The sequence below is a fragment of the Stenotrophomonas sp. YJH_SMC_25 genome (genome assembly GCF_059369595.1).
The window spans coordinates 1-18183 of the sequence record NZ_JCAFSV010000011.1; the positions used below are offsets into that span (position 1 = coordinate 1).

General features: G+C 67.8%; 19 protein-coding genes and 1 pseudogene. 10 read left to right on the forward strand and 10 right to left on the reverse strand.

The annotated features are described in order from the left end of the window. The 6 genes and pseudogenes from AC5P7E_RS15330 to hglS all read left to right on the forward strand — a co-directional run. Window positions 1-122 (forward strand): annotated as a pseudogene (locus AC5P7E_RS15330) (IS110 family transposase); the annotation flags it as partial. 82 nt (window positions 123-204) lie between these two features. Continuing rightward, entirely contained in the window at window positions 205-576 is a 372-nt protein-coding gene (locus AC5P7E_RS15335) for a hypothetical protein (protein ID WP_049397777.1), read from the forward strand. Window positions 577-808: 232 nt separating this feature from the next. Continuing rightward, the gene (locus AC5P7E_RS15340) at window positions 809-1225 is read left to right on the forward strand and encodes an EF-hand domain-containing protein (RefSeq protein ID WP_005407824.1); all 417 of its coding nucleotides are present in this window, start codon (window positions 809-811) and stop codon (window positions 1223-1225) included. An 84-nt stretch (window positions 1226-1309) separates the two neighbouring features. Next, window positions 1310-2062 carry an HAD family hydrolase gene (locus AC5P7E_RS15345; protein WP_012478958.1) on the forward strand — a complete coding sequence of 251 codons (753 nt, stop codon included), beginning with the start codon at window positions 1310-1312 and terminating at the stop codon, window positions 2060-2062. Between the two features lie 31 nt (window positions 2063-2093). After that, complete coding sequence (locus AC5P7E_RS15350; RefSeq protein ID WP_065183823.1) at window positions 2094-2582, forward strand: hypothetical protein; 489 nt, start codon at window positions 2094-2096, stop codon at window positions 2580-2582. Between the two features lie 166 nt (window positions 2583-2748). Next, window positions 2749-4113, forward strand: a complete 1365-nt coding sequence (hglS, locus tag AC5P7E_RS15355; RefSeq protein WP_114618923.1) for a 2-oxoadipate dioxygenase/decarboxylase HglS — start codon at window positions 2749-2751, stop codon at window positions 4111-4113. A 174-nt stretch (window positions 4114-4287) separates the two neighbouring features. On the opposite strand, the gene scpC is transcribed toward hglS, so the two are convergent. Further along, entirely contained in the window at window positions 4288-5802 is a 1515-nt protein-coding gene (gene scpC / locus AC5P7E_RS15360) for a succinyl-CoA:acetate CoA-transferase ScpC (RefSeq protein ID WP_005407828.1), read from the reverse strand. Window positions 5803-6224: 422 nt separating this feature from the next. Here scpC and glnE point away from each other — a divergent pair, with 422 nt between their 5' ends. Next, on the forward strand, window positions 6225-9020 hold the full coding sequence (glnE, locus tag AC5P7E_RS15365) for a bifunctional [glutamate--ammonia ligase]-adenylyl-L-tyrosine phosphorylase/[glutamate--ammonia-ligase] adenylyltransferase (RefSeq protein ID WP_114618924.1): 2796 nt from the start codon (window positions 6225-6227) through the stop codon (window positions 9018-9020). A gap of 520 nt (window positions 9021-9540) precedes the next feature. On the opposite strand, the gene AC5P7E_RS15370 is transcribed toward glnE, so the two are convergent. From AC5P7E_RS15370 to AC5P7E_RS15395, 6 genes are all read right to left on the reverse strand, one after another. After that, window positions 9541-10101 (reverse strand): queuosine precursor transporter, encoded by a 561-nt coding sequence (locus tag AC5P7E_RS15370; RefSeq protein ID WP_005407830.1) that lies wholly within the window; start codon window positions 10099-10101, stop codon window positions 9541-9543. Between the two features lie 75 nt (window positions 10102-10176). Continuing rightward, window positions 10177-10689, reverse strand: coding sequence for a hypothetical protein (locus AC5P7E_RS15375; protein WP_114618925.1), 513 nt, complete (start codon window positions 10687-10689; stop codon window positions 10177-10179). 32 nt (window positions 10690-10721) lie between these two features. Then, the gene (locus AC5P7E_RS15380; RefSeq protein ID WP_005407832.1) at window positions 10722-11216 is read right to left on the reverse strand and encodes a hypothetical protein; all 495 of its coding nucleotides are present in this window, start codon (window positions 11214-11216) and stop codon (window positions 10722-10724) included. A 19-nt stretch (window positions 11217-11235) separates the two neighbouring features. Then, complete coding sequence (locus AC5P7E_RS15385) at window positions 11236-12087, reverse strand: DUF2145 domain-containing protein (protein WP_088428940.1); 852 nt, start codon at window positions 12085-12087, stop codon at window positions 11236-11238. Between the two features lie 48 nt (window positions 12088-12135). Then, window positions 12136-12366, reverse strand: a complete 231-nt coding sequence (locus AC5P7E_RS15390; protein WP_005407834.1) for a hypothetical protein — start codon at window positions 12364-12366, stop codon at window positions 12136-12138. Between the two features lie 153 nt (window positions 12367-12519). Then, the gene (locus AC5P7E_RS15395) at window positions 12520-13479 is read right to left on the reverse strand and encodes a mitochondrial fission ELM1 family protein (RefSeq protein ID WP_005407835.1); all 960 of its coding nucleotides are present in this window, start codon (window positions 13477-13479) and stop codon (window positions 12520-12522) included. Between the two features lie 126 nt (window positions 13480-13605). Between AC5P7E_RS15395 and AC5P7E_RS15400 the strand changes: the two genes are divergently transcribed. Beyond that, window positions 13606-14196, forward strand: coding sequence for a malonic semialdehyde reductase (locus AC5P7E_RS15400; protein ID WP_005407836.1), 591 nt, complete (start codon window positions 13606-13608; stop codon window positions 14194-14196). A gap of 86 nt (window positions 14197-14282) precedes the next feature. Further along, window positions 14283-14990, forward strand: a complete 708-nt coding sequence (locus AC5P7E_RS15405; protein WP_005407837.1) for a YceI family protein — start codon at window positions 14283-14285, stop codon at window positions 14988-14990. A gap of 199 nt (window positions 14991-15189) precedes the next feature. Here AC5P7E_RS15405 and AC5P7E_RS15410 read toward each other — a convergent pair whose 3' ends face one another. Continuing rightward, complete coding sequence (locus AC5P7E_RS15410; RefSeq protein WP_005412059.1) at window positions 15190-15591, reverse strand: hypothetical protein; 402 nt, start codon at window positions 15589-15591, stop codon at window positions 15190-15192. 198 nt (window positions 15592-15789) lie between these two features. Here AC5P7E_RS15410 and AC5P7E_RS15415 point away from each other — a divergent pair, with 198 nt between their 5' ends. Continuing rightward, window positions 15790-16611 (forward strand): hypothetical protein, encoded by an 822-nt coding sequence (locus tag AC5P7E_RS15415; protein WP_114618927.1) that lies wholly within the window; start codon window positions 15790-15792, stop codon window positions 16609-16611. Between the two features lie 143 nt (window positions 16612-16754). On the opposite strand, the gene AC5P7E_RS15420 is transcribed toward AC5P7E_RS15415, so the two are convergent. Together AC5P7E_RS15420 and AC5P7E_RS15425 are read right to left on the reverse strand one after the other, a co-directional pair. Further along, window positions 16755-17552 carry a siderophore-interacting protein gene (locus tag AC5P7E_RS15420; RefSeq protein ID WP_111117817.1) on the reverse strand — a complete coding sequence of 266 codons (798 nt, stop codon included), beginning with the start codon at window positions 17550-17552 and terminating at the stop codon, window positions 16755-16757. A 59-nt stretch (window positions 17553-17611) separates the two neighbouring features. Beyond that, window positions 17612-18172 (reverse strand): PadR family transcriptional regulator, encoded by a 561-nt coding sequence (locus AC5P7E_RS15425; protein ID WP_005412063.1) that lies wholly within the window; start codon window positions 18170-18172, stop codon window positions 17612-17614. Window positions 18173-18183 lie beyond the last annotated feature (11 nt).

The window sequence follows — 18183 nt, forward strand, 5'->3', positions numbered from 1 at the left end:
ACGCTGGCCTGAAGGCCAAGGGCAAAGCGAGCAAGGTGGCGCTCGTGGCGGTCATGCGCAAAATGCTGGTGATCCTCAACGCCCGTAAGCGAGACGCCGAGGTGGCCCTCGGCTGCCCCTGACAAGACAGTTGCTACTGGGGCTACCGGATTGGGTCCGGGGCAGATCCCTTACACTGGCCGCCTCTTCATCCCTGCCCACCCGATGAACCTTCCCCTGCACTTCGGCCTGCTCGGTACCCTGGAAGCCGGCGCCATCGCCCTGCTGGTCGGGCTGCTGGTGTACTTCCTGTGGTCGCAGCTGTGCCGGCTCCTGCACTGGACCGCGGGTCACGCGATCGGGTGGTCCAGTGTCATCGCCGTGATCATCTCCGCCGGCATCGATGCATGGAAGCTGTTCTACATGGGCATCGTGCGGCTGGAGTCGCCGCTGTACGCGCGCCTGTTCCTGGCAACCATCCACGATCCGAACGAACTCGGCAGCCGCGTGGTGCTGGAAATCGCCGGTGCGCTCGCCGGTGTTGCGCTCGGCTGGGTGTTGTTCAGTTCGCGGTCATCGGAAAAAACCGTCGACTGACGCAGGTTTTTCGTTGGTTGCCGGTTAAATCCGGCAGCGCTGAATGCGCATCTTATGAGCTGCTCACTTGCTGCTAACCACCGCGCTAATGCATGCGCGGGGGCGAGTGGTTAATGGTGCGTGTTGACGCCGGTCGCGGGGCAAAATCGATTCAGAAACGGAGTGGCAGGGTAGGTGCCGTGCGGAGACAACACGCCGCGCAACACCACCCAATTGGCAGGAGACACCCCTGATGACTATTCGCAACCGCAAGCCCCTGATCGCCCTGATCGTCGCCGCTGGCAGCGTGCTGGCCATTCCGGCGATGGCCCAGTCGGCCAAGCAGCAGGCGGCGCATGCGCAGAACGAGGCCGCACAGGCCCAGCAGGCGGCTGCACAGGCCGGCCAGGCCGCCGACCAGGCAACCAACGCGGCCGCAGCCGCATCGGCGCAGGCCAACGGCGGTGGCCAGACCTGGGCCAGCATCGATACCGATGGCAACGGCACCATCAGCAAGACCGAGGCGCAGGTGAACGCGGGCCTGGCCCAGGTGTTCGACCAGGCTGATACCAACAAGGACGGCGAGCTGAGCGCCGATGAGTACAAGGCCTATGTGGCCGCCCAGCAGGCCGGCGCCGGCGGCGCAGCGCAGGGTGCGCAGGGCAGGTAAGACCTGTATCGGGGCGTATGGGAACCCGGGCGGCTTCGGCCGCCCGGGTTTTTTTCGTCACCACGGCCCCTGTATCCTTGCGCGATGAACACCTCCACGCCTGCGCCGTCGCGCGCCATTGGCCTGGTCGGTTTTGACGGTGACGATACGCTGTGGAAGAGCGAGGACTACTACCGCAAGGCCGAGCAGGACTACCTTGACCTGCTGTCGCGCTACGTCGACGTGCACGACACCCAGACTGCGCGCCACCTGCTGGAAGTGCAGCAGCGCCACCTGGGCACCTTCGGCTACGGCGTGAAGAGCATGACGCTGTCGATGATCGAAGCGGCCATCGACATCACCGGGCAGCGCATCGAAGCGAAGGACATCCAGCGCATCCTGGATATCGGCCACGACACCCTGCGCCACCCGGTCGAACTGATCGACGGTGTGCGCGAAGCGGTGGCGGCCATCGCCGAGCACTACCCGGTGGTGCTGATCACCAAGGGCGACCTGTTCCACCAGGAAGCGAAGATCAAGGTCGCCAACCTGGGCGAGCTGTTCCCGCGCATCGAGATCGTCTCGGAGAAGGACCCGGAAACCTACGCCCGCGTGCTGGCCGAATTCGATCTGCCGATGCAGCGCTTCGTGATGGTCGGCAACTCGCTGCGTTCGGACATCGAGCCGGTGGTTACCCTGGGTGGCTGGGGCGTGCATACCCCGTACGCAGTGACCTGGGCCCACGAGACCCAGCACGGCGTGGCCGATGATGAACCGCGCATGGTCACCGCCGATACCGCCCACGACTGGCCGGCCGCACTGGCGGCGATCGAAGCCAAGGCCGCTGCGGCGGCCTGACAGGGCCCGGCGGCTGCGGCAGAATCGGGGCATGAATTACCGACTGCGCGTGTTGCTGTTGTCCTTGCTGCTGGCGCCGGCCACCGTGCTGGCCCAGCAGACCGCCGAGCGTTCGGCTGCGTATGAGGTGGCAACCGGCGACAGCTGGGTTGATGCCCAGCTGCAGGACATCAACCATTACGCCGAACGCTACCCGGATGCCTTTCTCGATGAGGTATCGCGCTATGCCGACGTGCCCCGTGGCTACATCAGCGCGCTGTTCACCACCCATGGCTGGCAGGCCGGGGACATCTACTTCGCCTGCTTCTGGGCCAAGGCCAGCGGCCAGACCTGCCGCGACAGCGTGCGCGCCTTCAGCCAGGACCCGGACGGCGGCTGGGAAGCGGTGGTGAAGCGGATGCCCACCAGGCCGGACAACCTGCATTACCGTGCCGTGCGCCACGCCATCGTGGCCAGTTACCAGCACTGGGACCGGCCGATCACCCTGGATGCCACCCTGAAGCGCCAGCTCAAGCGGTAGTGCCGGCCGCTGGCCGGCAATTGCACCCTTCCAGGCATCCGGAGATTGCCGGCCAGCGGCCGGCACTACCGGTTTGTTTCATGTTGCTCTGCATATCGCCGCCACCGCGCGCTCCGGCGACAATACGGGTCCGAGCTGTTCCCCCGTTCCCGTAATCGAGTGACTGATGAGCGCCTCTTTGGTTTCGCCTGATGTGATCCGCCGCCTGTTCGCACAGGCCATGTCCCGCATGTACCGCACCGAAGTGCCGCTGTACGGCACGCTGGTGGAACTGGTGGAGCGGATCAACGCGCAGGTGCTTGCCCAGGACCCGGCGTTGGCCGCGCAGCTGCAGCGCAACGACGAGCGTGCACGCCTGGACGAAGAGCGCCATGGCGCGATCCGCGTCGGCACCGTGCAGGAACTGGCGACGCTGCGCCGCCTGTTCGCCGTGATGGGCATGTACCCGGTCGGCTACTACGACCTGTCGGTCGCGGGCGTGCCGGTGCATTCCACCGCGTTCCGCCCGCTCACCGGCGCCGCGCTGGCGCAGAATCCGTTCCGCGTGTTCACCTCGCTGCTGCGCCTGGAGCTGATCGAAGACGAAGCGCTGCGTGCCGAATCGGCGAAAATCCTTGCGCGCCGCCGCATCTTCACCGAGGGCGCGCTGGCGCTGATCGACCAGGCCGAGCGTTACGGTGGCCTGGCGCAGGCCGATGCCGAGCGCTTCGTCGAGGAAGCACTGGAAACCTTCCGCTGGCACGGCGATGCCACGGTCGACCTGCCGACCTACCACGCGCTGCACAACGCGCATCGGCTGGTGGCCGACGTGGTCAGTTTCCGTGGCCCGCACATCAATCACCTGACCCCGCGCACGCTGGACATCGACGCTGCGCAGGTGGCGATGATCGAACACGGCATGGCGGCCAAGGCGGTGATCGAGGGCCCGCCGCGCCGCGCCTGCCCGATCCTGCTGCGCCAGACCAGCTTCAAGGCACTGGAAGAGGCCGTGCATTTCCCGGGCGGCGAAGGCGGCGATGCCGGCACCCATACCGCGCGCTTCGGCGAGATCGAACAGCGCGGCCTTGCGCTCACCCCGAAGGGCCGCGCGCTGTACGACCAGCTGCTGTCGCAGGCACGCGATGCCGGTGGCGAAGGCAGTACCGGTGGCGACTACGGCCAGCGCCTGCAGGCGGTGTTCGCCAGCTTCCCGGATGACCATGACACGCTGCGCCAGGAAGGACTGGGCTACTACCGTTACCAGCTGACCGACGCCGGCCGTGCCGCGCCCGAGCGCGTGGCGGATCTGCCGGCTGAAGTGCTGGTGGCCGCCGGCCTGGCCACGGCCGACCCGATCGTCTATGAGGATTTCCTGCCGGTCAGTGCCGCGGGCATCTTCCAGTCGAACCTGGGTGGTGAAGAACAGCGCGCTTATGCCGCACATGCCAACCGCGAGGCCTTCGAGCAGGCGCTGGGCGTGGCGGTGCATGACGAGTTCGAGATCTACGAGCGGCTGCAGGCGGAATCGCTGGCAAGCCTGCGCATCGCGTGAAGGTAGAGCCGGCCGCTGGCCGGCTGTTGGGGAAGCCGGCCAGCGGCCGGCACTACCCGACGTCCGTAGCTGGGGTCAGAGCCCTTTCCTGTGGAAAGGGATCCGACCCCGACGTTGCGCATGATCGGGGTCAGATCCCTTTTCGGCAGAAAAGGGCTCTGACCCCCAACGCAATCAGCCCTTCATCGTTCCGGTATCCAGCCAACGCTGGTGCCACGACAGCGCTTCCGGCAGCAGGTGCGGGGTGTGCTTGCCGTAGCTCTCGCGGCTGGCGCGGTCGAAGTAATCCTGCAGCTGCGGACGGAAATCCGGATGCGCGCAGTTGTCGATCAGCACCTGCGCGCGCTTGCGCGGGGTCAGGCCACGCAGGTCGGCCAGGCCCTGTTCGGTGACGATCACCGACACGTCGTGCTCGGTGTGGTCGACATGGCTGGCCATCGGCACGATCGCCGAAATGGTGCCGTTCTTCGCGGTGGACGGGCTCAGGAACGCCGACAGGAAACCGTTGCGGGCGAAGTCACCGGAACCCCCGATGCCGTTCATGATCCGCGTGCCCATCACGTGCGTCGAATTGACGTTGCCGTAGATGTCCACCTCGATCATGCCGTTCATGCCGATGCAGCCCAGGCGGCGCACCAGTTCCGGATGGTTGGAGATTTCCTGCGTGCGCATGATGATGCGCTCGCGGTAGAAATCGATGTTCTCCTTGAACGTCTCGTTGGCCTGCGGGCTCAGCGCGAAGCCGGTGCACGAAGCGTAGCTCAGCACGCCGTCGCGCAGCAGGTCGAGCATGCCGTCCTGGATCACTTCGGTGAACGCGGCCAGGTCGCGGAAACCGCTCTTGGCCAGGCCGGCCAGCACCGCGTTGGGAATGTTGCCCACGCCCGACTGCAGCGGCAGCAGGTTCGGCGGCAGGCGGCCCTTCTTCACCTCATGCTTGAGGAACTCGATGAGGTGCGAGGCGATCTGTTCGCTGGTCGCATCGATCGGGCTGAACGGGCTGTTGCGGTCCGGGCCGTTGGTACGCACCACGGCCACGATCTTGTCCGGGTCGCAGCGCAGCGCGGTGTCGCCGATGCGGTCGTTGGCGTTCACCAGCGGAATCGGCTTGCGGTGCGGCGGCAGCGCGGTGCCGTAGTAGATGTCATGCATGCCGTCGACGCCGGCCGGCTGCCATTCGTTGACCTCGACGATCACCTTCTTCGCCAGGTCCAGCCAGGTCTTGTTGTTGCCGACCGAGGTGGAGGGCACCAGCGAGCCATCCTCGCGGATGGCCGAGACTTCGATCACGGCGGTATCGATCTCGCCGTAGAAGCCGAACCACACGTGCTGGGCAACGTGGCTGAGGTGGATGTCGATGTAGTCCAGCTTGCCCTCGTTGATGCGGTTGCGCGCATCCGGGTCGCTCTGGAACGGCATGCGCATGGCGATGCCATCGGCCTTGGCCAGCGCGCCATCGAGTTCCGGCGCGGTGGAGGCGCCGGTCATCAGCTTGATCTGGAAAGGGTTGCCCTGGGCATGCACCGCTTCAATGCGGCGGGCCAGTTCGACGGGAACGGCCTTGGGATACCCGGAGCCGGTAAAGCCGCTCATGGCCACGGTTTCACCGGGCTGGATCAGCGCGGCTGCGGCCTCTGCGGAGACCACGCGGTCACGGAGACGCGCGTTGGCGATGCGATCAACAGACATGACGACACGTGTTGCTGGGGGGAATTCCGATTATCGGCCATCCTCATCCGTACGGGGGGTTCTACCTTCGTGGAATGGCTTTTCCCCGCAGGGGTCACCCAAACCCGTCGGTTTTGTTTTGCAGTGCAGCGTGCAAAGTGCTTTCGCAGCCCGCACGATGGCCCTGCATCCCGACGTGGGGGAGGGAGCAGAGCCCGCTGGCAGTTCGCTGCAAGCGGGCTTTTTTATTGCCTGTCGCCCAGTATGAATACGCGGCCTCCATTGTCGGTAGTGCCGGCCACTGGCCGGCAGATCCGTTGACTTGGTAGTGCCGGCCGCTGGCCGGCAGATCCGATGATGCTGCCGAAGGTTACCGGGGTTGCCGGCCAGCGGCCGGCACTACCGGGTCCGTTGCGTCCCGGCCGGGTCGATACAATCAGCCCATGACGCTCGCCACCGCTGACCTGCCCGCCTCCCTGCAGCCCCTTGTCGACCGCGCCCTGGCGCGTCTGGCCCAGGTCCTGCCCGAGCCCATCCCGGCCGACCTGCTGCCGTTGCTGACCCGGCTGGCGGTGGCCAGCGACTTCGCGCTGGACACCCTGGTGCGTCAACCCGCGCTGCTGGCGCAGCTGGCCGCGCCCGGCTGCCCGCCGATCCCGGCGCCGGTGCTCGACCCGCTGCAGCCCAGCGACTGGCCGGCACAGCTGCGGCGCTGGCGTGCGGCGATGTCCACACGGCTGATCTGGCGCGACCTTGCCGGGCTGGACGACGTGGCGCAGACCCTGGCCGGCGCCACCACCCTGGCCGAAGACTGCCTGCGGCTTGCGCTGGAGGCCCTGCAGCAGGAATTCGCCCAGCGCCATGGGGTCATCGCCGATGACCAAGGCACGCCGCAGCAGCTGGTCGTGTTCGGCCTCGGCAAGCTGGGCGGCGGCGAGCTCAACTTCAGTTCCGATATCGATCTGGTCTACGCCTATCCGCACGGCGGCGAATCCGATGGCCCGCGCGCGCTGGCCGCCGAAGAGTATTTCGCCCGCCTCGGCCAGCGCCTGGCCAAGCTGCTGGACGAAACCACCGTCGATGGCTTCAGCCACCGTGTCGACCTGCGCCTGCGCCCGTTCGGCAGCGCCGGCCGCGTCGCGCTGTCGTTCGCGGCGATGGACCAGTATTTCCAGCGCGAGGGCCGCGACTGGGAACGCTACGCGTGGCTGAAGGCGCGCGCGGTGGCCGGCGATATCGCCGCCGGTGAAGCGTGGCTGCAGACCCTGCGCCCGTTCGTGTACCGCCGCTACCTCGATTTCACCGCGCTCGATGGCCTGCGCGAAATGAAGGCGGCGATCACCGCCGAGGTCGCGCGCCGCGAGTTGCACGAGGACATCAAGCGTGGCGCCGGTGGCATCCGCGAAATCGAATTCCTGTGCCAGGCGTTGCAGCTGATCCGCGGTGGCCGTGAACCGGCACTGCGCGAGCGTCGCCTGCTGGTGGCGCTGGATGCACTGGTCGCCGCCGGACAGATCGCGCCCGAGGATGGCGCCGCACTGCGCGAGGCTTACCTGTTCCTGCGCCGGCTGGAGAACCGCCTGCAGATGCTGCGCGACGCGCAGACCCACGTACTGCCCAGCGACGCGCTGGACCGCGAACGCATTGCCGTCGGCCTCGGCTATGCGGACTGGAACGTGCTGCGCGCGGCGTTGGCCGAACAGCAGCAGCGGGTCAGTACTGAATTCGCCGCGCTGCTGGCGCCGCGCAAGGGCCAGGCCGCGCCCGACGCGCTGGCCAACTACTGGCGCAGCCTGCCCGAAGGCAGCAACGCACCACTGCTGGTTGAAGCCGGGTTCCTCGATGCCAACGGCGCTGACCAGTCGCTGCGCGATTTCGCCCAGGGCACCGGCGTGAAGTCCTTGTCCGATGCGGCGCGTGCGCGGCTGGATCGCGTGCTGCCGGCACTGCTGCATGCGGCCACGCGCTCGCCACAACCCGACGCCGCGCTCAAGCGTGTGCTTGGCCTGCTGCAGGCGGTGCTGCGCCGGACCAGCTATCTCGCGCTGCTGGACGAGCAGCCCAGCGCGTTGGCGCGGCTGGTGGACGTGCTGGCGCGCAGCGCACTGCTGGCCGAACGCCTGGCGGCGTATCCATTGCTGTTGGACGAACTGCTGGACGTGCGCGTGTCCGGGCCGATGCCGGATGCCGCTGGGATGCTGGCCGAGTGCCAGCAGGTGCTGGCGGTGGAGGATCCCGAATCCGCGCTGCGCTGGCTCAACGAGACGCGGCTGGCGCTGAGCTTCCGCATGGCGATGGCCACGCTGGACGGGCGCCAGGGTGCGGTGGACAGCACCCGGCAACTGGCCGAGCTGGCGCAGGCGGTGGTGATCACCGTGCTGGCGATGGCCGAAGCGGACATGCGCGCCGCACATGGCGAGATTCCCGGTGGGCGCTTCGCGATCATCGGCTACGGCAGCCTGGGCGGCCTGGAGCTGGGTTTCGGTTCCGACCTGGATCTGGTGTTCCTGCACGACAACCCGGCCGGCGTGGATGCCAGCGATGGTGCGCGGCCGCTGGAGCCGGGCCGCTGGTATGCGCGCCTGGCGCAGAAGGTGATGGCGCTGCTCGGTGCAGTCACGGCTGCCGGGCGCCTGTACGACATCGACGTGCGCCTGCGCCCGGACGGTGGCAAGGGTTCGCTGGTGTCTTCGCTGGCCAGCTACACCGAATACCAGCGCGAACGCGCATGGACCTGGGAACACCAGGCCCTGGTGCGCGCGCGTGGCGTGGCCGGCGATGCCAGCCTGCTGGCCGATTTCGAACGGGTGCGTGCACAGACGCTGGGGCGCGAGCGCGACATGGGTGTGCTGTATGCCGACGTGCTGAAGATGCGCGGCCGCATGCGCACCGAACTGGACCGCAGCGATGCCGCACGGCTGGACCTGAAGCAGGGTGCTGGCGGCGTAGTGGACCTGGAGTTCCTGCTGCAGACCGGCGTGCTGGCGCGCAGTGCGCAGCATGCGGCGCTGCTGCAGCCACGCGATACGCCGTCGTTGATCGATGCGTTGGCTGGTGTTGGCTTCCTGCCGGAAGACACGGCGCAGGCGTTGCATGGAGCACATGCCACGCTGCTGGACGTTGGCCTGGCCTGTACGCTGGATCGGCGCCCGCGGCTGGCCCCGACCACGCCCGCGATTGACGACGCGTGTGCCGCGATTACGGCAGCGTGCAGAGCCGCGGAGCTGCCGTTCGCCTGAGCGGGGGCAAATGCTGCAACCACTTTGGGTGGGTGCGGACCGTTGGTCGGCACCCACCGGATCAATGGCCCTGAGATGGCCCGCTTCTGGTAGGTGCCGACCGTTGGTCGGCACAATCTGTCGGCAGCGATGAGTTCTGCAGGGCGTGCCGACCAACGGTCGGCACCCACCGGATCAATGGCCCTGCGATGCCTGCTTCTGGTAGGTGCCGACCGTTGGTCGGCACAATCTGTCGGCAGCGATGAGTTCTGCAGGGCGTGCCGACCAACGGTCGGCACCCACCGAATCAATGGCCCTGCGATGCCCGCTCCTGGCAGGTGCCGACCGTTGGTCGGCACAATCTGTCGGCAGCGATGAGTTCTGCAGGGCGTGCCGACCAACGGTCGGCACCCACCGAATCAATGGCCCTGCGATGCCCGCTCCTGGTAGGTGCCGACCGTTGGTCGGCACAATCCGCCAGCGGTAATGAACTCCGGTGGAGCGTGCCAACCAAGGTCGGCACCCACCAGAGCATGTGCGGTCAGCTGGTGGCCCGCAGCGGCGCCATCTTCCACAACAACGCGCGGAACGGGGCCAGCAGGCAGACGCCGATCGCCAGCTTCACCGCCAGGTCGCCCGCTGCCCAGCTCACCCACGGCAGGGCGGAACCGGCAAACGCGATCGACCAGAAAATGGTGGTATCCACCGTTGCACTGCAGGTGGTGGCCACCATCGGTGCGCGCCACCAGCTGCCACGACGCAGGCGGTCGAACACGGTGATGTCCAGCAGCTGCGCCACGATGAAGGCCGAGCACGAGGCAATGGCGATGCGCGGCGTGGCCACCCACACCGACAACACCACCGCCACCAGGAAGCCGATCCACGCCACGCGGCGCGCCGGGCCCGGGCCGAAGCGGCGGTTGATCAGGTTGCTGACCAGGAACGCGACCGGATAGCTGAAGGCACCCCAGGTCAGCCAATCGTTGATCGGGTACTGCACCAGTACGTTGGACAGCAGCACCACCGCGCCCATCGCCAGTACCGCCAGCACCAGGGCGCGCGGGGTCAGCGGGGCAAAAAGAGGGGCAGGACGCACGGACATGGCGAGCCAGGGGGACAAAGGGGATCGCCCATTATCCGCCCGGCCCGCGTCAAAGCCAAAACCGGTCGTTCAGCTTTACAGCGCTTCGCTCATCACATCGCCAGCGGCGTAGGCGGTGGGCACGTAAGCCAGTGCCTGGCCCTGCGCGCTTTTCACGGTCCAGCCGGCACCGGCTTCGGTGGGGTCGAAGTGCACCTGCTGGCCGACCACGAAGCCTGCCGCCTGGTCTTCACGCACGCGCGCCGGCCAGCGCAGGGTGGCGGTCTGGTCGGCCTTGTCCGGCACCTGCAGCTGTACCTGGCGCTCGCCCTCCGGCGTGGTCTCCACCTTCTTCACCTCCATCGGCGGCAGCGGCACTGCCTTGGTGCGCGTGGCCCGGCCGTTGCGTTCGCTGGCCTTGAACGGCGCCTTGGACAGTTCGGACAAGCCCATCGAGGCCGCCAGTGGCAACGACAGCACCACGAACGACGTCACGATCACGCTGGCCTCGCTGCTGTTCAACTGCGGCGCGGCGCCAGCATGGACAGTGGGCACCAGCAGCACCGAGAGCAGCAGGGCGGACGCGGGAATGCGCAGGCAACGGAACATGGAGACCTCCTGGTCAACGTGGGGGCGGCGGCTCAGCGCCGGGTATCGAAGATGTCGCGCGGGCCGGTGGCCTCGGGCAGGTATTCCAGCGGGCGGCCCTGGTTGTCCTTCACCTGCCAGCCCTGGTCGGTGCCGGTCGGCTCGAAGTTCACGGTCTGGCCCACGGTGAACTGCACGGCGGGATCGCCGGGGCGCTTCGGCCACTGCATCGACGCGGTGTTCTGCGGGTTGTTGGCATCACGCAGCAGTACTTCGCGGCGGCCGTCGACGGTGGTGGCGATGGCGCTCACCTGCATCTGCGGCAGCTTCACCGATGCGCCGTGGCCGGGCGGCAGCCCGGCATCCCGGGCTTCCTTGGCAGCGGCGGCGCGCGCCGAAGCCACCAGGGGCGCGGACATTTCCAGGCTCGGCCCCTGCGGACCCGGGTCCTGCAGGATGATGATGCGGCGTTCGGCATGGGCGGTGTTCGCGCCGAGCAGGCCGGCAATGATCACCATCGACATCAGGGAAACAGGCAGCGGACGCATGTCGTTCTCCTCGCGGGATTCAGGGCGTGGCGGCAGCAGCACCGGCCACCGGCACATGGGGGATCACCAGTTCCTGCTGCAGCTGGCTGCGCTGGTGCAGGAAGTCGAATACCGATTCCACCGTCACCACCGAATAGTTGCCGGAAATGCGTTCGCCGGCGGGGTGGTCGGTGGTGGTGGCGTTTGCAATGAACAGGCGTGCACCCACGCGCTTGCCCAGGCCGATATGCAGCACGCTGGGCTGGTACTTCTGCTGGCGCAGCCATTGCTGGGCCTGTTCGCGCTTGACGATGGCCGGCGCGCCTTCGATCTGTGCCATCGCCGCGGTCAGCACTTCCAGTACCCACTGGTTGGAGTTCTGGTAGTCGGTGGCGAACGGGTAGGCGACCACGTTGTACCTGGTCTCGTGCAGCGCCTTGGGCTGGATCGACGGCGACACCAGCATCGCCTTCAATGCAGCACGCAGCGGCGCCGACGGCACGCCGATGCGCAGGTCGGTATGGCCGCCGCTCTCGCCGACGAAGTTGCCGAGGCCTTCGTGGTACAGCTGCGAGCTGTCGGTCTTGCAGCGGTTGAGCAGGTGCATCGCGCGCCAGCGGCCGTCGTCCTCGCGCAGCAGGAAGGCCAGGTGGCTGTGGCGCAGGCCGTATCGGCTGAGGTCCTGGCCACCGCGCGCGGCGACCACCACGTCCACATCGGGCAGCGCATCGAGACGCTCGGCGGTGGTCCAGGCCACGTCCAGCATCGCCGCCTGCGCGGCCACGCTCGGGTAGCGCTCGCGGCATTCGGTGCTGTTGGCCCAGGCCGGTGCAGTTGCCAACAGGCTGGCGATCAGCAGCGCGGCGCGGGGCAGGCGGGAAAAACGATCCATGTCGGTACCTTCAACGGCGGGCAGGCCCGCGCGCCGATCATACGCCGGTCAGCGCAGCGGGCGGTCCAGGCCCTTGCGCTGGAGTTCCTTGTCGCAGGCGTCGCTGATCGGGGCCACCGGCAGCGGCGGGCGCTGGCCAGTCTTCGGATCGCGCAGCGCCGGTTGTTCGCGGTACGCGTCCAGCTGCTGCTGGCATTGATACGAGATCGGATCCAGCTCGGTGGGCGTGGTGGAGCAGGCGGCGAGCAGGGCCAGGGGCAGCAGAAGCAGGGTGCGCATGAAGACGTTCAGCGTGATGGGGGACGCTGGACTCTAACCGCACAGTCGGATCGAAATGTTCAGAAAACGCTGCGCACCCGGTAGTGCCGGCCGCTGGCCGGCAACGTCAGGATCTTCGGTAGCGCGTAGAGCATTGCCGGCCAGCGGCCGGCACTACCCCAATGCCAGACGCTGTTTCACTTCCGCGGCCACCCGCGCGGTCTCGCGCAGTGGTTCGATGCGGTCGTACTGCCAGTCCAGCCAATGCGCCTGCAGCCGCCCGCGCTCGCGCAGCTGCTGCTGGAAGCGCGCCAGCCGGCCCTGCGCGGTATCGGCCAGCGCCACCATCACCGGCATGCGCGTGGCGCAGGCTTCAGACAGCAGGTTCACCGAATCGGGCGAGACCACCACGCGGTTGGCCCAGCCGAGCAGGCCGCCATAAGGATTCGTACCATCGCCGCCGTCGCCCCAGATCACATGCGGCAGGTCGGCGAACGTCGCGCGCAGGATCTCGGCCAACGCCGGTGGCGTGCGCCGCGAGGTGGTCGCCAGCAGGCTGCCGCCTTCGCTGCGGATCTGCCCGGCCAGCGCCTGGAACACGCCCACCATCGCCGTTTCATCCCACGGCGCCAGCGGCGTCGGTCCACCGACAAGCAACGCGGTGCGCGGGCCGGGCAAGGTACTGAAGCCGGCGAACGCGGCGCGGCCCCAGGCCAGCCAGTCGTCGTCCACCGGGTTGAGGCTGCCGAGCAGGGTCAGCACGTTGCTGCCACGCAGGGCATCGTGTTCGGGCACCACCACCACATCCCAGTGGCGTGCGCCGATGCGCGGGTCGAGGATCTGCACCACCTGGCTGCCACGTGCCCGCAGGACGCGCAGTGCGCCGGCGGCCTGGCGGCCACAGCCGATCGCCAGCGCCGGGGCCTCGGCGGCCAGTGACGCGAAAGCCTCGCCATAGCCGTTCACATCACCCGGCAGGCGCCGCGGCGACAGCCAGCGCCAGGGTGCGCGGGGCTGCAGGACCAGCGGTCGGTGGGTGCCCTGGCGCAGCGCCGAGGCCAGCGCGACCGCTTGGCGGACATTGCCCGCACGGCCGTCAGTGACCGTCCATGGCGCGCTCGATCGTTTCACCATTGGCATTAATTCGTTTCAGCCCTGCTGGGTGTTGCAACAGTCGCGACACTCTACACTGCGGCTCGTCGTTTCGCCCCGCGCCGCCCGCGGGCACTGACTTCCCTTAGCCGCCCTGGAGATCCACCGATGTCCCACGCGCTCGACGCTGCTGCCCTCGACCAGCTGTTCCGTACTGCCCGCACCCAGAACGCCTTCCTCGACAAGCCGGTCCCGGCCAGCCTGCTGCAGGAACTGTACGACCTGGTGAAGTGGGGCCCGACCGCCGCCAACACCACGCCGGCCCGCTTCGTCTTCGTCACCTCGAAGGAAGCCAAGGCCAAGCTGGCCCCGGCCCTGTCCGAAGGCAACCACGACAAGACCATGGCTGCCCCGGTCACCGCCATCATCGGCTTCGACCTGGACTTCCACGAGAAGCTGCCGTACCTGTTCCCGCACACCGATGCCAAGGCCTGGTTCGACGGCCCGCAGGAAGGCCGCCACGAAGCCGCCCTCCGCAACGGCAGCCTGCAGGGCGCCTACCTGATCCTGGCCGCACGCGCGCTGGGCCTGGATGCAGGCCCGATGTCGGGCTTCGACCCGGCCAAGGTGGACGAAGCGTTCTTCGCCGGCACTTCGATCAAGTCGAATTTCCTGGTCAACCTGGGTTACGGTGACCCGGCGGGCCTGTTCCCGCGTCTGCCGCGCCTGTCGTTCGACGAAGCGGCGCGCATCGCGTAAGTCGTTGTATCGGTTTCGGGCCTGCTGTCCCGTGGCAGGCTCTTGCTGCACCGTGTACCCACCCTACGATCCGGAGAGTTCCTCAGATGAGCGCCACCCGTAAACTGCTGCTGCCGCTGGCCCTGACCCTGGCCATCGCCGCCTGCTCCAAGCCGGCCGACACCGCTGCCCCGGCTGCCGATGCCGCCGCCCCGGCCACCACCGAGCAGGCCGCCACCCCGGCCGCCGATGCCGCCGCTGCCGCGCCGGCCGCCGAAGCGATCAAGATCGCCTCGGGCACCTACAAGCTGGACCCGACCCACACCGACGTGCTGGCCCAGTGGAGCCACTTCGGCTTCTCCAACCCGAGCGCGCACTTCGGCAACGTCGAAGGCACCCTGGTGTACAACGCCGAAGACGTGACCAAGTCCACCGTGGAAGTGAAGCTGCCGCTGAGCGGCCTGAACAGCTTCACCGCCAAGTTCGACGAGCACCTGAAGAGCGCCGACTTCTTCGACGCCGCCAAGTTCGCCGATGCCACCTTCAAGAGCACCAAGGTGGAAGCCGCTGGCACCAACAAGCTGACCGTCACCGGTGACCTGACCATCAAGGGCATCACCAAGCCGGTTACCCTGGACGTCACCGTGAACGGCGGCGGCGAGCACCCGATGGCCAAGGTTCCGGCCGCCGGCTTCGATGCCACCACCACCCTGAAGCGCAGCGATTTCGGCGTCGGCGCCTATGCCCCGAACGTCAGCGATGAAGTGAAGATCCGCATCACCACCGAAGCCACCGGCGAAAAGCCGGCGGCTTGATGCACCCCGCTCACTCGTCGTGAGAAGGCAGAAGGCCCGCTGAAAAGCGGGCCTTCTTTTTGGGTGCCGGTAGAGCCGGCCGCTGGCCGGCTGCATGCGGGGTGCCCGATGCTGATGGGGTTGCCGGCCAGCGGCCGGCACTACCCGGTAGACGCCAACCTGCATCTGGTGGGTGCGGACCGTTGGTCCGCACGATCCCTCAGCGCAACGCGCCCAACCATGCCGCGCATGCTTCGCTCGGGCTCTGCTTGGCTTTCACTGCCAGCCCGCTTACACGCACGAACGTCTGCGCGGCCTGCGCCACCACCTGGCGTGCGATCAGCGCCGCCTGCTTGGTCGCGGCCTGCTGCTTGCGCAGTTGCACGATGTGCACCGACGGCCGGCCCACCGGCGCGTACTTCTGGTCGCGGCGCAACACATCGGCCACCTGCGCCACTTCGAATTCGGCCTGCAGGTAGCGGTGCTGTGCCTCCACCAGCTCACGCAGCGGCGTGCGCAGTGCGGCGGTGTCGGCGAAGGCGGCCAGTGCCGCATCGCAGGCGGCGTCATCGGCAAAGCGGGTACGCAGCGCATCCACGCTGGCCAGGGTCAGTTTGGCCATGTGGGCCTCGTTGCTGCAGGAAAGGAGCGCGATTGTCGCATTGCTTGGCGTGTTCCGGAGCGGCGGTCTTCGGTTTGGTAGAGTCGACTGCTCTTGGCGCGATGCCGGAAACCCCCGCGCTGCGCGCGATAGTCGACTAACAGTCGACTCTACCTGGCTGGCGTTTCAGGCGCAGCCGCAACCACGGAAGGAAGACCCATGCAGGACGCGCAGTACTGGTTGAACGAATTCTGGTCGGGCCTGAGCGTGCTCGATCTGGTGGGCGGCAGCGTGCTCGGCACGTTGCTTGGCCTGGTGCTGGGCATCTTCGCCTGGCGCGGGCTGCACCGCCGGGGTTGGTTGCAGCGGCGCAAGCGCTGGCATCACTGGCTGCTGGCCAGCTACGTGGTGGTGCTGCCGCTGGCCACCGCCTTCTTCGGGCTGCAGCTGGGCTTCACCGCCGGTGCGCACCGCGCGCTGTTCAAGCAGCTCGATCATTTCCAGCCGCACCTGCAGACCTTGGTGGAAGGCTGGAGCGAAGGCTTCACCGACTCGCTGGACGACCCGCGCATGCGCGAGGCATTGCGCAGCCAGGGCACGGTGGGCGACGTGGCCGATACCATCGCATCGGCCTACCTCAGCGAACATCCGTTGCCCGGCCTGGATCGTCTTGGCAACGGCCCGTTGGCGCGCGGCACCGGCTGGGTGATCGGCAAGGTGCGCGAAGGCCTGCTGCGCGGCATGGTGGAAGACACGCTGGTGGACAAGGCCGGCACCGTGGGCCTGGAGCCCAAGGTGGTGCGCGAGGCGCTGACCATGCATGTGGATGAGCTGCTGCACACCCGTGGTGTGCTGCGGCTGGTGAAGGCGCAGATCAACGGCATGATGCCCGGCGTGTACTTCGGGCTGTTGCTGCCGCTGCTGGTCATCGCGCTGCTGGTGGCGCTGGAGATCTGGGCCGCGCAGCGGTTCGGGTGGACGCGGCAGGAGGTAGTGCCGGCCGCTGGCCGGCAATTGCAGGTTCCTGTCGAAGGTTCATGAGGTTGCCGGCCAGCGGCCGGCACTACCTGTCGGGGGCCGAGGGTTCATGAGGTTGCCGGCCAGCGGCCGGCACGTCCTGTCGGAGGGCGTGCGGACCAACGGTCCGCACCCACCAAGCAGGGTCCGCACCCACCGTCTTTGGATCAATCGCCGTCGGTTTCGTCCGGGTGCGCCTTCCAGTAGCCGGTCGAGCGGATCCAGTCGCGCGGCACGCCCAGGTGGCCTTCGATGAATTTGCGCATCATCCGTGCGCGGCGCGATTCGGTGGCGATCCAGTAGAAGACGTCGCCGTCCGGGGCCTCGAAGTCGGTCAGCATGTCTTCCAGCAGCGTGCTGCTGGCGGCCGGGAAGCCATTGCGCTCCAGCCAGTGGATACGCACGTTCTCGTACTGCGGCAGGTCCTGGCGTTCGGCCTCATCGCTCACTTCGATGAAGGCCTGCACCTCGGCACCGTCCGGCAGCACGTCCAGCCAGCGGGCGATGGCCGGCAGCGCGGTTTCATCGCCGATCAGCACATAGGCATCGTAACTGTCCGCCACCACGAACGAGCCGCGCGGGCCGCCGATCACCAGCACGTCGCCCGGCTGGGCCTGCTCGGCCCACGGCCCGGCAATGCCCTGGTCGTGCAGGACGAAGTCGATGGCCAGCTCGCCGGTCTCGTGGTCCCACCAGCGCGGGGTGTAGTCGCGAGCCGGCGAGGGCTCCTTGCCGGCCGGATAGCTGCGGCCTTCGGCGGTGACCACCGGCAGCACCATCTCGCCGCTGGCGTTGGGGAAGAACAGCTTGATGTGGTCGTCGGCGCCGGGCGAATCGAAACCGGCCAGCTCGGCGCCACCCAGCACGATGCGGCGCATGTGCGGGGTGACCTCTTCGGTGCGCAGCACGGTCAGTTCACGGAAGCGCACATCCAGGCGCAGGCGCGTGTTGTTGTGTTCGGTCATGGGGTTACCTGCAAAGGTGTCGCGCGGGGGCGCGCGGCGTAGGGGAGACCTGGCTGGATTCAGTCTGGCTGGGTCGTTGAAAGCGGTGGTGTCTCGTTACCGGCCGTACCGTTGAGCAGCGCGGATGCCCGTGTCAGCAGCGCCGCTACTTCTTCCGCTTCGCCCTCTGCCCAGCGGCCGTGGTGGTGCACCAGCGCCCGCTTGAACTCGCGCAGGGCACCGGCCAGCGGAGGCGGCAGCGAGGCCTTGGTGATCTCGCGGGCGCGGTCGAAGGCACGCCGCTGTGCCAGGCGCACCTGGGTGCGCTGCACCTTCAGCTCGAACTCGCCGGCGGCGGTGATGCGGAAGATTCGCTTCCCATCCACTTCCTCGGCCTCGATCCAGCCGGCCTGCTCGAAGCTGGCCAGCAGCGGGTACATGGTGCCGGCGCTGGGCGTGTAGGCCTGCATGAACTGGTTGCTGATCAGCTGCATCAGCTCGTAGCCATGGCGGGGTTGCTCGCCGATCAGGGCCAGCACCAGCAGGCGCAGGTCGCCGCGGCTGAGCACCCGCGGCTGGCCGTTGCGGCGCGGCACTTCCGGATGGGTGGAACGGGCTCTGGGAGAAGCGGTGCGGCTCATTTCGATATATC